Below are 17,132 nucleotides of genomic sequence, written 5' to 3'. Positions count from 1 at the left end.
TTTCCTTTATCAAAATATACTAAACATTTTTAAATCGGGTAATTAGATAAAAGAATCGTATAACTAGAAAGGAGATACACTATTGAAACGGCATATAAAATTCGGTTTGCCTCTCTTACTGAACCTCATGCTCATCGTCATTATTTTTAGTTTAATCAATCATCCCACACAAAAAGCTATTCAAACACTCCAAGATACTGACACACCCCCTATTAAAAAAATTCATCAAAGACAAGTTGATACAAAACTTGGTGACAAAATCATTAAAAAACTCGAAAAAAAACATGGTGACTTACTCTATGAAGAGATTGATAGTTTGACTGCACCTTTCTCTCCAAAAGAAGTAGATATTTTAACGTATGAAATTAAAGATGAACAAATTCATATGATAAAGTCTTCAAAAAAAAGAGCGCATCAAAATATTATTGAGAATAAACAAAAACAGCATGAGCTTTGGAAACGTTTTGCAAATTTAATTCCATCAGAAAATCGAAAAATGGTCGCTTATTTTAAAATTTTCACAGATGGTGAAGACAATACCCTCGGTTACGTGCAACAAATGAATTATCCAGACAAATGGACACTAGCTCTTGATTACCGTGATGTTAAAAATTTAAATGGACTTTACGCAACAATTCTTCACGAATATGGTCATCTATTTTCGCTTAATTCTTTTGAATACTCGCATGATAATGTATGTAAAACCTATGATTCCGGCGAAGGTTGTTTAAAACAAGATGCCTATCTTTATCATTTCTATCAGCAATTTTGGCAATATGATGTCATGCAACATTGGAAGCAACTAAAAAATATCGAAACCAATCCTACTGTTCAAACTCACTTCTATACACTTCACGCTGATGAATTCGTTACAGAATATGCGACAAGTCATCCTACTGAAGATTTTGCAGAATCTTTTATGTATTTTATTCTTTCCACTAAACCCTCTGGGTATACTCGTGCAGATGAAAAAGTATTGTTCTTCTATCAGTATTCTGAGTTAGCGCAACTAAGAAACGAAATTTTAATGAACCTAGAAAAATATTATCCATAGAAAAAGGTCCATCCATCTTATTGATGAATCGACCTTTTTTTATGGGCTAATCCCATGCATTAAATATGACTTCACCTAACCGTTCAGGCTTCCAAAATGCGACTTGCTCGCGTTCTACTTCCGATAGTTGCTTCAAGTAATGTTCTTCAATCATTTGTTCTAAATCTTCTACTGTAATACATTGATAGTGCTGTTCAAATAGACGAAACTCCTCTGGTAAATCACAAAATACAAAATGTCCGTCTTCTGCAATAACTGTTGTTGTAAATAAAGGATAATAAGCATTCATCACAACTTGAATGGGTTCATTATAAAAAACAAATTTGGCACACATATAATTGGCTGGATATGTTGCTTCTTGAATGTTTAATAATTTAATCGCTGGATGCATCGAAACTTCATAACAAATCGAACGGAACTTTTTTAAGTCCATCATTTGAAATGATGCACTTCCATCAAAGAATCCTGTAATACCTGGTGGTAACTTCATTATTGACTCCCCCTAAACAACACGGTGTCGAATCGGATTCCCTTCTAAATAATCATGCATGGATTCAATATTCATCTCCATCATTTCCTTACGAGTACTTAGTGTTGCACTACCGATATGCGGAAGTGCAACGAAATTTTTCAATGTAAGGAGTGGATGTGATGTTGGTACAGGTTCTTGAACAAATACATCTGTTCCTGCTGCCCAGATTTCGCCATTCTTTAATGCATCATATAGTGCATCTTCTTGAACGATTCCACCTCGTGCTACATTAATTAGAATCGACGTATTTTTCATTAACTGTAGTTCACGTTTACCGATTAGTCCCTTTGTTTCAGGTGTCATCGGTGTTAAAACAACTACATAATCAGACTCTTGTAGTAAAGCATCTAATTCACGATAGCTAAACCCATAGGCTTCTTCCGCTTGTGGTTTACGACGACGGTTATGATAAAGCACTTCCATATTAAAGCCTTTTGCACGTTGCGCTAAGGCTTCACCAATGCGTCCCATCCCAATAATACCGAGCGTAGCACCATGAACATCACGACCTGCTAGATGATTTACACCCCAATACGCCCAATCACCATTTCGTACTTCATCCGCTGCTTCGATTATTCTTCTAGCTGTGATTAACATTAGTGTAAATGCTAAATCTGCTGTTGTCTCCGTTAAAACACCTGGTGTATTTGTCACAGCGATACCCAATTCTTTTGCAGCTTCAACATCGATGTTGTTATAACCGACAGCTAAGTTACAAATTAACTTTAAATTTTTAGCTGTTTGTAATAACTCACGTGAAACTTGATTATCCATAATTGTCCATAGAATATCAGCCTCTTGAATAATTTCTTTTAGTTTTTCGTGTGGCATATTGACCTCAACAGTAGGCCACTCACGTACATCTGCCCATGAATTTAATGGCTCAACGATCTCTTCTGGTAATTTACATGTAATCCAAAGAATTGGCTTCAATCTCAAAACCCCTTTATTTCTTTCTTTTTTTAAATTGTATCATAATTCAGATACCTTCCCAAATTTTTAAGTATTTCCCATATTTTATATTGATATAATATAAGGTTTATTTCACAAAAAAAGACCTCAGCACATGAAAATGCTGAGGTTTTTACTTAAATCTTATAAATCATCGAAACCGTTGTCTTGTACATTTACTTTCACGTATTGGCGTGATTTTTGTTCGAAGAAGTCTGTTTTACCTAAATCAACATCTTCATACGCTTTAATCCATTTTAATGGGTTTTTGCGGTAGCCTTCAAATGGACGATCATAACCAAGTTGGTTACAACGAACATTCGCATAGAAGTAGATGTAGTCTTCTACATCTTCTACGTCTAAACCATCGATTTTCGTACCAATTACTTCATTCGCCCATTCGATTTCAAGAGCTGCTGCTTCGCGGAAGATGTTTTGTACACGTTCTGCGCGTTCAGGTGTATCGTATTCTGGATACTCTGTTAGTAACTCCTTATAAATTTTAACGAATAAGTCTACGTGTAATTGCTCGTCACGATTAATGTAGTTAATCATTGTACTTGTCGCAACCATCTTTTGATTACGTGCTAAGTGGTAGAAGAAACTAAATCCTGAGTAGAAGAATAAACCTTCTAAAATAACATCGTACACGATTGAATCTAACATATTATCAATTGTTGGATTCTCTGCGAAGTTTTTATAACCCTTTAATACGAAGTCATTACGCTTCTCAAGAACTGGCTCTGTACGCCAGAAATCAAAGATACGATCTTGCTCATCTTTTGATACAAGACTTGATAAGATGTACGAATACGAGTGATTATGGATTACTTCTTGTTGCGCTAAAATAATCATTAACGCATTCAAACTAGAATCTGTTAAGTAGTCGGCTACTTTACCAGCATAGTCTGTTTGAATACTATCAAGTAGCGCTAATAAACCAATAATCTTTTTGAATGTATTTTTCTCTTCATCTGTTAAATCTAAAAATTGCTTTACGTCTGTACCCATATTAATTTCAAATGGTGTCCAGAAGTTACCAAGCATTTTTTTATATTTTGGGTATGCCCAGCTAAAACGCACGTCATCCCAGTTTAAAATGTTGGAAGATCGACCGTTCACGATTGCTGTAGAACGGTTCGGTGCTTCCTTATCCATTAGTGCTCTTCGTTTAATCTCAGTCATTCAAACCTTCCTCCCTATTTTCGTTACATTAGCTTGCGCATGACTCACATTCAAGTAATTCTACAGAAGTAGAACGTACATAGTAGGTTGTTTTGATGCCGCTATTCCAAGCATTTAAGTGTAATGCTAATAAATCTTTTGCTTTTACTGTGTTTTGAACATAAAGGTTTAGTGAAATACCTTGGTCAATGTGGCGCGCACGCGCAGCATTTTGTTTAATCGTCCAGTTTTGGTCGATGAAGTATGCTGATTTGTAGTACCAAGTTGTTTTTTCATCTAAATCTGGAACCGTTACAGGAATCTTATAATCCTTCTTCTCTTCAGAGTAGGATTTTTGGAAAATCGGATCGATACTTGCTGTTGAACCTGCAATGATTGATGTTGATGAGTTTGGTGCAACTGCCATCACATAACCATTACGCATACCGAATTCACCGATATTTGCACGTAATTCGTTCCATTGTTCGCTATCATAACCATGCTTATCGAAGTAAGCACCTGTTGCCCAGTCAGAACCTTCAAATAAAGGATATGAACCTTTTTCTTTTGCTAATTCATGTGATGCTTTAATTGTTAGGTAAGCAATTTGCTCATATAGTGAATCCGCATATTCAACTGATTCATCTGACTCCCAAGCGATACCTTTTTTCGCTAATAGGTGATGCCAACCGAATGTTCCTAAACCGATACCGCGGTAGCGAGAGTTTGTACGCTCTGCTTGTGCTACAGGAATTGTGTTTAATTCAATTACGTTATCTAGCATACGTACTTGTATTGGAATCAGACGCTCTAAAACATCCTCTGGTACAGCACGACCTAAGTTGATTGAAGATAAGTTACATACAACGAAATCTCCAGGTTTACGACGTGTCACAATCACATCATCTTCTAATGTTACAGATTCAAATGTTGTTGCACTCATGTTTTGCATGATTTCTGTACATAAGTTAGACGAGTAAATCATACCTTCGTGGTTGTTTGCATTTTGACGGTTTACTTCATCACGATAGAACATGAATGGTACACCTGTCTCTAGTTGTGAACGCATAATACGTTTCATAATATCAATTGCTTGCACTGTATCACGTGAAAGAATTGGGTTGTTTACACATTGTAAGTATTTTTCGCGGAATGAACCTTCGCCACGTTTTTCATCGTATGAATCTTCTAAATCAAAGCCCATTACTGTACGTACTTCATGTGGATCGAATAAGTGCCATTCTTCACGCGCTTCTACAGCTTCCATGAAGATATCTGGTAAACATACGCCAGTGAAAATATCATGTGCACGCATACGCTCGTCACCATTGTTTAATTTTAAATCTAAGAATGGGAAGATATCTTTATGCCATACATCTAAGTAAACAGCGATTGCACCTTGACGTTGACCTAATTGATCAACTGATACTGCTGTGTTGTTTAATTGTTTGATCCAAGGAATTACACCTGATGATGCCCCTTTGAATCCACGAATTGATGACCCACGGCTACGCACTTTACCCATGTAAATACCAATACCGCCACCAAATTTAGAAAGTGTTGCAACATCTGTGTTTGAATCGTAGATACCTTGTAGCGAATCGTCTACTGTATCAATGAAACAAGAAGATAGTTGACCATGTGTTTTACCCGCATTTGATAATGTAGGTGTTGCAGTTGTCATGTATAGGTTACTCATAGCCCAGTAAGCTTCTTCAATCTTCTTCAAACGGTCTACTTTCTCATCTTGCATTAATGTCATCGCAATAACTAGCCAACGCTCTTGTGGAAGTTCTAAAGGTGTTTTATCGAAATCACGTGCAACATAACGATCTAATAACGTTTTTAAACCAATGTATGTGAATAATTCATCTTTTTCTGGATTAAGTAAGTTTGCAATTGCTTGGCGCTCTTCTGCTGTGTATTTTTCGATTAGGAACGAATGATATAAACCACGCTCTACTAATTTTTCGATTTGTGCTGGGAATGCTTGATAAACTTCATCAATATTCACAACACCACGTTTGTCTGCTGCTTCTTTATACGTTTCTGCTAATAGGAGACGTGCAGCTACAAATGTCCAAAATGACTCGTCTTCATCCAACATACCTAAAGCATCTAAGCTTAACGCTTTTGTCCATTCTGCATCATCTGCATCTGGATGTTTTGACATGAAACGCTCATGTTTGCGTAGTAGTGGACTAATTTCTTCACGACCATATTGTTCTTCTAATTTTTTTAATAAAGCTTCTCTACCTTGTGTCATCATTTGTACCATAAGACCACGACTCCTTTTATTTTTTGACTATTTTCCCATTGAACTCCTCAAAACAGCTGCAAATAAAATAACAGTAAACGACATATCCAGCAGAATATGATTCACTGTTCCATTTTGACATGCATCCATTCTTCATCTGAAAAATCGTCATGTTGTGTTGATTACATGTATGATTAAAATTCTTTTTATCCTGTAATTTACGAAGTTAAACAAAAAAAAATAATATAAATGAGCGATTATTAGTGAATATGTGCCCAAAACGTTGTCAACACAATATATTGTGTTGCCTCAACTTTTTTTTCAAATATCTTGTGTTTTCTTCTTTATCTAATCTAACATAATCGAAAAGGTTGATTCAAGATTAAAGTCCAAATTGAAGAAAATAATAGCAAAAGGCCTACAAAAATTCGTCCCCTCAAAAGAAACAAATTCTTTAGACGGATTTTCTTTTTTTTTCATATCGCTTTTTTGATATGTCGAAAATTCACTATAAAAAACACTTGCATTTTGAACTATTTTTTTAAAAAAATAATCTTTTTTTATTTCAACTATATTTTCAATTGTTTAAAGCGTTTTATTGTAAAAAACCACTTTATTTATTATTTACACTATTTTTTATATGAAATAAATTTATTTCAAAAAAATAAATTTGATTCATAGACTAACTTTTTTATTATAGAGTATTTAAGCGTGCTAAACTAGTCTATACATTTAGGAATCGATGAAATTTCATTTTTGTTACGGATTCGACAATGAAAAGTTACTTGACTTTTCTTCTTCTCATATCTTTATCATTCCTTATAAAATATGCATTTTACGTCTTTTTTATCTTTTTAATAAAGCTTCGATAATCGTGAACATTTTTCGATAACTTGGTTCATTCAATTGCACATGATGAAAAGCTGTACTATTATTAATCCTATATAACTAATTGAGGTGAAAAAGAATGCCATCGTTTTACGGAATACAATTTGTTGCGATTATGATTTTTTTAATCACATTCGTCACATCTTTGATTGTTGGAAAATTATACGTTGTTTTAATTGGTTCATTGATCGCCTTCACACTCATTATTTTATCTTTCGTGCAAAGAAAAAAAGTACTTGAAGCGAAAAAAGCCTCTGAACAAGGCTAATCTTTATTTATAATAAGGCTTGGATACTTTTTGTATTCAAGCCCTTTTTATGTATAAAACAAGCTAGGACAAAATATTTCACTTCTCTTTTTTAGCGTTCGCAATAAAAAACTGGAACCACGAAACAACGCGAATCCAATTTTTCTTATGCTCATATGAGATTGTATTTTTACACTTATGTCCTAGCTCACTTCTCCTAAAAGAAAACAATCCAAGCTAATACTGCTGCTAATACAATACGATAGATTGCAAATGGCATTAACTTGATGCGTGAGATTAGCTTTAAGAAGAATTTAATCGATAGCAATGCAAAGATGAATGCGCTAATAAAACCAACAATATAGAAATTCAAATCATCCGGATTAATATCTTGATAATATTTAAATAGAGATAGACCACTTGCACCCGCCATGATTGGTACAGCCATAATAAACGTAAAATCAGCTGCTACACGATAATCTAGCCCTAGAAGTACACCACCTGATATAGTAGCGCCTGAACGTGAAAATCCTGGCCATAATGATAGACATTGGACTAAGCCAACTTGGAAAGCTTGTTTATACGTTAAATCATCAAGCGACATGACGCGTGGCTTCTTCCATGCAAAACGGTCAGCAATCATCATAAAGATGGCTCCAATGAATAAGCCGATAATAACCGTCTTAATACTAAATAGATGCGCATCTATGTAATCCTCAACAAGCACACCTAGAACACCCGCAGGAATAATCCCTACAATGACATGCAATAAGTTGAAGCGATGGTGTTTCGTTTGTCCTTCAATATGATAAAGACCAATCAAACTTAGTAGTCTCTTCCACATGACGACAACAACAGCAAGTATGGATCCTAATTGAATCACAATTTTGAATGTATTCGCTGAAGAACTACCTAAAAAATCTTTTGTTTCGTTACATCTTCTCGTCCTGTTAAAACACAGACATCTTGTATTACAATCGTCTCGTCTAGTAACATTTTCACTTGTGATTCTTCCATTCATGAGAAAATGACATACATTGCACAAAAAAAGCCGCACCTCGTCGGCACAGCTTTTTTGCTTGTTTTTGAAGGTTGCAATTAATCGCGATTGTCACGCTCATAATCTAAAATTTTTCCTGTTTTTGCGCTAATTTCTAGCTCATACTCGTAGTTACCCTTTACAAGTTCTACTTCATATTTGCCATCATCTAATTCGATTTTTACGACTTTCGCATTCGGTACTTTTTTCAGCGCAATTTTTTTCGCTTCTGCACGTGAAATGTTCGCTTTTTTCACTGGCTCATAGTCTTTATCAGTGATATAGGCTTTGCCGGTACGTTTTTTTACTTCGACCTCATAGACATAATTCCCTTTTCGGATATCAAACTCATATTCACCATCATCTGCGTCACGGTCTGCTTCGATGATTTTACCATTCACTTTTTTTAGTGCAATTTTCTTTGCTTCTGCAAAGCTAACACTTTTCGCTGATGCAGTCGTTGGCGTTGCATCACCTTGTCCTGCTGCGGCATAGCCGACAATACCTGATAATCCAATTGTTGTTGCTAAAACAGTCGTTGTGAATATTTTTTTCATTTTTCATCCTCCTAGTTTGTTGTGCCTCTTGCTACTTTTTACTATAAAGGTTAAAAATGAGAGTGCTTGGTGAGAAACATTAGAATTTGATGAGAAAATCATTCATCCCATGTAATCGATAAAATTTCACCCGATAATGCATGAATTTGGAATACTGCTTCCGCTTCGTCGCCATCAATTTCAATTAAATAATAGCCGCCATCTGATGTGCTACGATACGATAATGCATCTACTTCTCCTTTTAACTCTTTGTTTGCAATCGCAATTGCCTCTTCATCTGTTAGTACTTTTGTTGTCGGTGTCTTCTGTTCTTTTTCAGGGGCGCTATAGCTTCCTTCAATTTTCACTAGCTTATTCACATGTCCATTAAGCTCATCAACGGTCATGTTATAGGTCACGCCATCTTTCTTAAAACGGAAAATAACCTGGTCATCCTCCTGCGCGACATACTTCGGCTTCACATCATATGTTAATTGAATACGCTCAATTAGCTCCTCATGTGATAAAGGTTCTGGCTTAATCGTTTCTGCCCACACGAAATAAGCGCTCCCACTCACCACAACTAACACTAAAATAACTAGCATAAGTGTTTTACGCATCCAATCCCTCCTACTCATATGGCACATAGCAATGTAGCGTTGTTCCTTGTCCTACTGTGCTCTCAATTTCAAGCTTCACATGTAATCGCGTTGCTAAATCTTTCGCAATCGCAAGCCCAAGTCCTGTACCACCAGACTTGCGATTACGGTCCTCGCTCACACGATAAAAGCGCTCAAAAACTTGCTTCAATTTATCTTCCGGAATCCCTTCGCCGTAATCACGTACTTGAATATGCACATGCGTAGGCTCACGCGTCGCCGTCAATTCAATCATGCCTTCGCTATAGCGCCTTGCATTATCTAAGAAAATAAATACGAGTTGCTTGAGCTTCGTCTCATCTGTAATGCATGATGCCTCGTCTGCACTTACGCTATAGCGCGCACCGTATACCTGTGTCAGCTGATCTGCCATCTCTTCAAGCATTTTCTTTATATCAACGTCTTCAAAGACAATTGATTGCTCATTATTTTTTGCGAGCGCAAGCATTTGTTCCATCATCGCCTTCATGCGTTTTGATTCGCCAACAATGGCCTCAATGGCTTCCTGTGTAATTTCCTCATTCGCTGTACCACGTCGTTTTAATAGGCTTGCATAGCTTTCTATAATCGTCAGCGGCGTGCGTAGTTCATGCGATGCATTAGATAAAAATTGCTCCTGCTTGCGATAATTCTCTTCAATTTGTGCAATCATGCCATTGAATGTATGACCCATTTCATATAGTTCATCACGCCCTTTAGAAGTGATTGGTAATGTTTCAAACTCACCTGTTTGCTTGTTTCGGCGCATCGTCTGAATCAAACGCTCAATCGGCTGTGTAATAACGCGAGCAAGCGCCATATTCGATAATAAAATTGGCAACATTGCAAGTACGGTTACAATTGTTAACACAAGTCGCAGCATATATAAATTACGCTCCGTCTCCTCTAATGATTGTGAAATTTGAAGCTCCGCAATTTCTCCGTTCTCCCAAATAAATGGTGTGCTCGTACTCATAAACGGCGTATCATCCGCCAAATGAATCGCATAGGTAGCACCTTTTTCAAATGTAGGTTTAAAATCTTCTAAATCAGAGGTTGTCTGCACTGTTAAGCTTTTTTTACCTGGCTGTACAATCGATACGACACCATCTGACGGCACATATGCCCGTAGCATTTCCGTCGCCTCATCGCGATTATCCGTTCCTTGTAAAAGCGTAATCAAATCCTCGCCACGCTTAATTACATGTGATGCCTCGCTGTCATAGGTCATCTTTTCATAAACGTAGTAAACAGCTAAATCCGTACAAATGAGCATGAGTAGCATGAGGGCTGTTGTATACGTATGGATTTTTGTTCTTAGCTTCAAGCTACCCCTCCTTCAATACATAGCCGACACCACGTACGGTCTGAATTAGTTGGGATTCTAGTTTCTGGCGTAAATAACGCACATAGACATCGACCACATTCGTATCCCCGTAATAATCATAGCCCCATACCGCATCTAAAATTTGCTCACGCGTTAAAACCTGCTTCGGATGTGCAATAAAATAGGCTAGTAGTTCAAATTCACGCTTTGTCAGCTCAACTGGCTCCCCTTGCCACGTCACCTCACGCATTTGTGTATGTAGACGCAACTGGCCTGCCGTGAATAAATACGGGTCGGCTTCTTCAAGCGCCTCCTTTTTACGAAAACGTAACGTCACACGAATTCTCGCAAGGAGCTCCTCCATTTCAAAGGGCTTTGTAATATAATCGTTAGCACCGAGGTCAAGCCCTGCCACTTTATCGCTCACTGCATCCTTTGCGGTCAATAGTAACACCGGCGTGTCATATTCCGTTGCCCGAATACGCTTTAATACATCTAGGCCATTCATCTCTGGCAGCATAATATCTAATAAAATTAAATCCCATGACTGCTCGCGATACAAAATTAAGCCATCCGTTCCTGTATGCGCGACACCCGTTTCATAGCCTTCAAATTGAAGTTCTAGCTCAAGTACACGTGCAATTTTTTGTTCGTCCTCAATAATTAAAATACGCTCACCCATCGACTCACGACCCCTTGTGTTTTTTCTTCATTTTAACAGGTATTTCTTAGAACACGATGAGAAAAAGCATAAAAAAAGAGGTTCGGATGTCCGAACCTCTTTGTAGTTTCTTCTATTATAAGAAAACAATAATCGCTAAAATAATCGCTACCACAATACGGTAAATAGCAAACGGCGCAAGTTTAACGCGGTCAATCAATTTCAGGAAGAATTTGATTGATAATAACGCAAATATGAAGGCACTAATAAAACCGACTGCATAAAAGCCCATATCAGCTGGATTAATTTCGTTCCAGTGCTTGATAAGTGATAGACCACTTGCACCCGCCATGATTGGTACAGCCATAATAAACGTAAAATCAGCTGCTACACGATAATCTAGCCCTAGAAGTACACCACCTGATATAGTAGCGCCTGAACGTGAAAATCCTGGCCATAATGATAGACATTGGACCAACCCTACTTGGAAAGCTTGTTTATACGTTAAATCGTCCAGCGACATGACGCGTGGCTTCTTCCAAGCAAAACGATCTGCAATCATCATAAAGATGGCTCCAATGAATAAACCGATAATAACCGTTTTAATACTAAATAGATGCGCATCTATGTAATCCTCAACAAGCACACCTAGAACACCCGCAGGAATAATCCCTACAATGACATGCAATAAGTTGAAGCGATGGTGTTTCGTTTGTCCTTCAATATGATAAAGACCAATCAAACTTAGTAGTCTCTTCCACATGACGACAACAACAGCAAGTATGGATCCTAATTGAATCACAATTTTAAATGTATTCGCTGAAGAACTACCTAAAAAATCTTTTGTCTTGAGCCACATATCGTCGACAATAATCATATGCCCTGTAGATGATACGGGCGCAAACTCCGTTAGACCTTCTACAAGGCCTAGTATAATGGCTTTTAAAATTTCACTCACATGCGTATGCTCCTTTTACAGCAAAGTTTGGTATCCTTTGCACTATTACCCAAATGATAACACAGACATACCCTTTATTTTTTTTACGACTTTGTAAATTTTATATCGATTCTCCATAATTCTGCTCGACTATTTGTACGGATAGGCGGTCCCCAAAAGCCAAATCCAGATGTAGTAATTGCGTGCAACTGCTCAACCTTTTTATAGCCATAATCTAACGGAAATGATAAACGCGTAAGTAATTGATTAGGCCACATTTGACCGCGATGTGTATGTCCAGAAACTTGTAAGTCCGCCCCTAGCTTTGCCGGTGTTTCAATGTCTTTTGGTGTGTGTTCCATAATGAACCATGGGAGTGGTGAATCCATTTTCAACGATTCAAGTGGTTTACGATTTTTATTCGTTACATCTTCTCGTCCTGTTAAAACACAGACATCTTGTATTACAATCGTCTCGTCTAGTAACATTTTCACTTGTGATTCTTCCATTAACTGAACGGTTTTTTCAATTTGATTACCATAATACTCATGGTTTCCTAAAATACCGTACACTCCATGTGTTGCTTCTAATTTCTTCATTTCTTCCATCATATTATTCTTTTCATACCAATACGGTAAATCATCTACTAAATCTCCCGCTAAAAAAACAAGGTCCGGTTCTTCTGCATTTGATAAACGAACAAATTTTTTCAATTGACGTTTTGGCATCACAAGACCTAAATGAAAATCACTTCCTAAAACAATACGAAGTGTTTGATCTGCTAATAAGTCATTCTTAATGATAATTTCTTTAATACGTGTAACAGGCGTATAAGCATAATAACTACCAAATAAGAAAATAAGAATGAATAGCTGACATACAAAAAATTCAATAAGATCTCTCGAGCTATTTGGTGCTAACCAAATAATGAGATTCGTAATTGGGAAAAGCAATATACCATATTGAAAAAATGCTAACCAATAATAGCCAATAATTGTGAAAATATCTAACTTATGTGATAGTCGTCCAATTAACATACTAAATCCAATCACATACCAAATTACATAGAACGGTATTTTCCATGTAACTCCAAACCAATCATGTAAGAATGTATAAACATTCCAACCTAAATAAAACACGACAGCACTATATAGTAGAAAAGCTAAAATAGATACACTATATTTTTTCATGTTGTTCCTCCTCAGTGTCTATATTTTGCCATAATTAAACAGCGAAATACAATTCCTATCTATAAGTCGCATAGGTTCTCGGTCTCTAGTCCTAGTCGAAAATCCTTTTGAGGACGGTTAAAAAGCTTTAAAAATCCACGTATCATAAAGGTATCAACAGAAGGGAGGCGCTTTTCACATGAGAAAAGTATGGCTAACACTTTTAGGAATCGTAATCGGTATTACAGTGGTGAGTTTATTCGGACCACTAACAGGTTTATTAATATCTGCTGCTGTTTTATACGCAGGTATTCACTTCTATTTGAAAGCTCGCTCAACATTTGCAAAAGTTGTCTGGGTAATCGTTGGAATCATCGGTTTAACATCAGGTATCTCAAATATTCCTGGTTTAGTGGCACTTGTTGCAGTAGCAGGCGGTTACTTCATCTACAAGAAGTGGAATCAAAAAGAAGCTCAACCTGTATTTACACAAAAATCAGATGATCCATTCACAAACTTTGAAAAACAGTGGAACGAATTACAAAAATAATAATGACAAAAGGAGGTAGTGAACAATGGGTTTACTACAACGTTTAAAATATTCAATCGAGGCAGACTTACATCAATTTTTCGATAAAAAAGAGGAAAAAAATCCAATCGCGATGTTAAATCAATATATTCGCGAAGCTGAAAAGCAAACGGAACAAACAGGTAAGTATTTAGAAAGACAAGGTCAATTAAAAGAAAAGCTTGAGAAAGAACGTGTTCAAGCAATTGAAATGTTCGAAAAACGTCAAGCACAACTAGAATTAGCACAAGCAAGTGGCGAAGTTGATTTAATTGAATTCGCTGAACAAGAAAAAAATGCATACGCAAATCGTATCGCAGCACTTGATCAAAGTATTGAACAAGTAACAAACGAATTATTCGGCTTAGAGCGTAAATTCGAAGAAATGAAACACAAAATCAAAAACATGCGTGTACGTCAATTACAACTAATGGGCAAAGAAAATGTTGTACGTGCGCATCATCAAATGGACCGCGTATTAGACCCTGAATCAACTGGGCAACAAAATCAACGTCTAGATAAATTCGAAACAATGGAACAATATATCGAACGTTTAGGTCAAAAAATTGAACAAGAGCATGAAGTTACTTCAATGGAACAACGTTTACAAGCACTTGAAAAGAAACAAGCTTAAAAAACTTTGTAGCTTATTGTACAATTAAGAAAATAGACTGTCCTTCCTGTATAATAAATGATGTGAAGGACAGTTCTTTTGTATTAAAAAAGAACGACGAGAAATGGAGGTAGCGGCGATGAAACACATTCAAACAAATACGATGACAACTTTGCTATTTGCTGCACTACTTTGCATCGTTGCTGAGGGAATACTTTTTGGAAGTGACATGATGATTTTTGCACTGATTGGTATTGGACTCATTTATGTATCCATGAAAAAACAACGAAAATTATTCTTTTGGCTCGGTTTGGGTTTACTCATTCTTTCCGTTCTCTCCATGTGGAGTTTACGCATTCTATTATTTGTAACCGTTATTTATATACTCTTTAAAATGCGTGAAGACACACCTGCTACTGTTCATGTGAATACTTCTTCTACAGAAGAACGTCCGCGTGAACGAAAAAAGAAAAATAATTTCTTCCAATTTGATGACACACTTAACACCTCTTATGTGTGGGAAGATGTCCACGTTCAAAATTTCGTTGGACAAATTACGATTGATACAACCGATACCATCTTACCGAAAGGGGCTTCTCTTATCTCAATTCGTCAAGGGATTGGTAAAATAACCGTCGTCGTTCCTTATGAAATACCTGTACGTATTTACTACAATGCTTTAATGGGCGAGGCAACTATCATGCAACATAAATACCCACGCCTCTGGAATGAGTCACTCGCTGTCAAAGATGGTTATTGTGAACATGAACTTCCTGAACGTGAATTAATTATCGCTGCCTCTTCTTTCTCAGGCGATTTGGAGGTGCTTAGAAAATGACAAAAGTAATTTTACGAACGCTTTTTTTAGCGACCATCTCCTTCGCCTTACTCGCGATGATTTTATATATGTTGTGGGGCGAAAATTCAACACAATGGGAAATGCTCTATGAAAAAAATTATGCAAGCTTACCCTATGGCGCTTGGATGTTGATTTTCTTCGGTGGATTTAGTCTATTAATTGCCATGTGGTCAAATTCTCTAACCATTCAAAAAGAAAATCAACTAACCAAACAATTGAATCTTATTTTAGAAGGTCAATTTCAAACAACGAAAAAGCGTCCTGTCTCTAAAAAGAATTTCAAAAAGTTGCAGGCGATTGATGATTTAGTCCAAACACAAAAGAAAAGCTTGCAACGTCTAACGAATGATCATGCAAATATTCAAGAAAAAGAAGTACAAGAGCGTCTTATTCAGGAACGCCAACGTCTCGCACGTGAATTACATGATTCCGTATCACAACAATTATTCGCAGCGTCTATGCTTCTCTCGGCTACGAATGAAACAATTGGTGAAACACTGCCTGAGGCAAATCAAAAACAACTTCAACAAACTGAAAAAATTATTCAACAAGCACAACTAGAGATGCGCGCATTACTGCTTCATTTGCGACCAATTGCACTGAAAAATAAATCACTAGCACAAGGTTTACAAGATTTACTCGATGAGCTACGTCAAAAAGTTTACTTTAACATTCAAGAGCGCCTAGAAGAAGTATCGCTCCCAAAAGGTGCTGAAGATCATGTCTTTAGAATTGCACAGGAAACTTTATCAAATACATTGCGCCATGCAAAAGCAACTGAAGTCCAACTACTTCTAGTAGAACGCAATGATCTTGTCATATTCCGCCTTCAAGATAATGGTGTTGGTTTTTCTATTCAAGATGATAATCATGCTGGCTCTTATGGTTTACGCAACGTAGAAGAGCGCGCTGTTGAAATTGGTGGAACATGTAAAGTCGTATCCATTCCAGAGCAAGGAACAATTATCGAAGTACAAATCCCTGTAGAACAGGAGGAAACAAAGTGATTCGTATATTATTAGCAGATGACCATGAGATGGTGCGAATCGGTGTCTCTGCATACTTACAGGCACAACCCGATATGGAAGTCGTAGCTGAAGCTGAAAATGGTCAACAAGCCGTTGAGCGCAGTTTAGAATATCGCCCTGATATTATTTTAATGGACATGGTTATGCCGATTATGACAGGTGCAGAAGCAACAGCAGAAATTATAAAACAATGGCCTGAAGCGAAAATTATGATTGTGACGAGTTTTTTAGAAGATGATAAAGTATATCCTGCGCTAGAGGCGGGTGCGATTAGCTACCTATTAAAAACGACGAATGCGAAGCAAATTGCCGATGCAATTCGTAAAACTTACAGCGGAACATCAGTTTTAGAGCCTGAAGTCACAAACAAAATGATGCAACGCATGCGCTCAAATCAAGATCGTGCCCTACACGAAGATTTAACAGAACGCGAACAAGAAGTATTACTATTAATGGCAAAAGGGATGACCAACCAGCAAATTGCGGACACATTATTCATTGCCTTAAAGACAGTGAAAACACATGTTAGTAATATTCTTTCCAAGTTAGATGTTCAAGACCGTACACAAGCAGTCGTTTATGCCTTTTCACATAATCTTGTACCAAAATAAACAAATGTCGAACAATTCCTCACAATTGTTCGACGTTTTTCATTTATTTTATA

At 36.9% G+C, this 17,132-nt stretch carries 17 protein-coding genes and 1 pseudogene; 7 read left to right on the top strand and 11 right to left on the bottom strand.

What is annotated here, in order from left to right:
* Positions 1–82 precede the first annotated feature (82 nt).
* Positions 83–1,054, top strand: coding sequence for a hypothetical protein (locus MHB75_RS14165; RefSeq protein ID WP_340998411.1), 972 nt, complete (start codon positions 83–85; stop codon positions 1,052–1,054).
* A gap of 46 nt (positions 1,055–1,100) precedes the next feature.
* Here the strand turns inward: MHB75_RS14165 and MHB75_RS14160 are convergent, their stop codons facing one another.
* The 4 genes from MHB75_RS14160 to MHB75_RS14145 form a co-directional block, all read right to left on the bottom strand.
* Positions 1,101–1,544: a hypothetical protein gene (locus MHB75_RS14160; protein WP_141273934.1), complete on the bottom strand. Its 444-nt coding sequence runs from the start codon at positions 1,542–1,544 to the stop codon at positions 1,101–1,103.
* A 12-nt stretch (positions 1,545–1,556) separates the two neighbouring features.
* Positions 1,557–2,519: a 2-hydroxyacid dehydrogenase gene (locus MHB75_RS14155; RefSeq protein WP_340998409.1), complete on the bottom strand. Its 963-nt coding sequence runs from the start codon at positions 2,517–2,519 to the stop codon at positions 1,557–1,559.
* A gap of 162 nt (positions 2,520–2,681) precedes the next feature.
* Complete coding sequence (locus MHB75_RS14150) at positions 2,682–3,722, bottom strand: ribonucleotide-diphosphate reductase subunit beta (protein WP_087680910.1); 1,041 nt, start codon at positions 3,720–3,722, stop codon at positions 2,682–2,684.
* Positions 3,723–3,750: 28 nt separating this feature from the next.
* Positions 3,751–5,979, bottom strand: a complete 2,229-nt coding sequence (locus MHB75_RS14145; protein ID WP_141273932.1) for a ribonucleoside-diphosphate reductase subunit alpha — start codon at positions 5,977–5,979, stop codon at positions 3,751–3,753.
* A gap of 982 nt (positions 5,980–6,961) precedes the next feature.
* Between MHB75_RS14145 and MHB75_RS14140 the strand changes: the two genes are divergently transcribed.
* Positions 6,962–7,114, top strand: coding sequence for a hypothetical protein (locus MHB75_RS14140; protein ID WP_340998408.1), 153 nt, complete (start codon positions 6,962–6,964; stop codon positions 7,112–7,114).
* Positions 7,115–7,310: 196 nt separating this feature from the next.
* Here the strand turns inward: MHB75_RS14140 and MHB75_RS14135 are convergent.
* From MHB75_RS14135 to MHB75_RS14105, 7 genes and pseudogenes are all read right to left on the bottom strand, one after another.
* Positions 7,311–8,024 (bottom strand): annotated as a pseudogene (locus MHB75_RS14135) (undecaprenyl-diphosphate phosphatase); the annotation flags it as partial.
* A 167-nt stretch (positions 8,025–8,191) separates the two neighbouring features.
* Positions 8,192–8,689, bottom strand: a complete 498-nt coding sequence (locus MHB75_RS14130) for a PepSY domain-containing protein (RefSeq protein ID WP_340998407.1) — start codon at positions 8,687–8,689, stop codon at positions 8,192–8,194.
* 98 nt (positions 8,690–8,787) lie between these two features.
* Positions 8,788–9,288: a PepSY domain-containing protein gene (locus tag MHB75_RS14125; RefSeq protein ID WP_340998405.1), complete on the bottom strand. Its 501-nt coding sequence runs from the start codon at positions 9,286–9,288 to the stop codon at positions 8,788–8,790.
* A 10-nt stretch (positions 9,289–9,298) separates the two neighbouring features.
* Positions 9,299–10,633: a sensor histidine kinase gene (locus MHB75_RS14120; protein WP_340998402.1), complete on the bottom strand. Its 1,335-nt coding sequence runs from the start codon at positions 10,631–10,633 to the stop codon at positions 9,299–9,301.
* A gap of 1 nt (position 10,634) precedes the next feature.
* On the bottom strand, positions 10,635–11,315 hold the full coding sequence (locus MHB75_RS14115; RefSeq protein ID WP_020188981.1) for a response regulator transcription factor: 681 nt from the start codon (positions 11,313–11,315) through the stop codon (positions 10,635–10,637).
* Positions 11,316–11,430: 115 nt separating this feature from the next.
* Entirely contained in the window at positions 11,431–12,252 is an 822-nt protein-coding gene (locus MHB75_RS14110; protein ID WP_340998400.1) for an undecaprenyl-diphosphate phosphatase, read from the bottom strand.
* A gap of 83 nt (positions 12,253–12,335) precedes the next feature.
* Positions 12,336–13,421: a metallophosphoesterase gene (locus tag MHB75_RS14105; RefSeq protein ID WP_141273930.1), complete on the bottom strand. Its 1,086-nt coding sequence runs from the start codon at positions 13,419–13,421 to the stop codon at positions 12,336–12,338.
* A gap of 178 nt (positions 13,422–13,599) precedes the next feature.
* Between MHB75_RS14105 and MHB75_RS14100 the strand changes: the two genes are divergently transcribed.
* From MHB75_RS14100 to MHB75_RS14080, 5 genes are all read left to right on the top strand, one after another.
* On the top strand, positions 13,600–13,950 hold the full coding sequence (locus MHB75_RS14100; protein WP_068456284.1) for a lmo0954 family membrane protein: 351 nt from the start codon (positions 13,600–13,602) through the stop codon (positions 13,948–13,950).
* Between the two features lie 25 nt (positions 13,951–13,975).
* Positions 13,976–14,602: a PspA/IM30 family protein gene (locus tag MHB75_RS14095; RefSeq protein WP_340998396.1), complete on the top strand. Its 627-nt coding sequence runs from the start codon at positions 13,976–13,978 to the stop codon at positions 14,600–14,602.
* 118 nt (positions 14,603–14,720) lie between these two features.
* Complete coding sequence (liaF, locus tag MHB75_RS14090; protein WP_338838503.1) at positions 14,721–15,419, top strand: cell wall-active antibiotics response protein LiaF; 699 nt, start codon at positions 14,721–14,723, stop codon at positions 15,417–15,419.
* Entirely contained in the window at positions 15,416–16,447 is a 1,032-nt protein-coding gene (locus MHB75_RS14085) for a sensor histidine kinase (RefSeq protein WP_141273926.1), read from the top strand. The genes liaF and MHB75_RS14085 overlap by 4 nt, the downstream gene beginning before the upstream one ends.
* Positions 16,444–17,079 carry a response regulator transcription factor gene (locus MHB75_RS14080; RefSeq protein ID WP_068456295.1) on the top strand — a complete coding sequence of 212 codons (636 nt, stop codon included), beginning with the start codon at positions 16,444–16,446 and terminating at the stop codon, positions 17,077–17,079. The genes MHB75_RS14085 and MHB75_RS14080 overlap by 4 nt, the downstream gene beginning before the upstream one ends.
* The last annotated feature ends 53 nt before the right edge of the window (positions 17,080–17,132 follow it).

The sequence above is a fragment of the Kurthia sp. FSL E2-0154 genome, from assembly GCF_038003625.1.
Classification (GTDB): domain Bacteria; phylum Bacillota; class Bacilli; order Bacillales_A; family Planococcaceae; genus Kurthia; species Kurthia gibsonii.
Note: the sequence above shows the minus strand (reverse complement) of the source record. Positions and strands in the feature narration are given on the sequence as shown.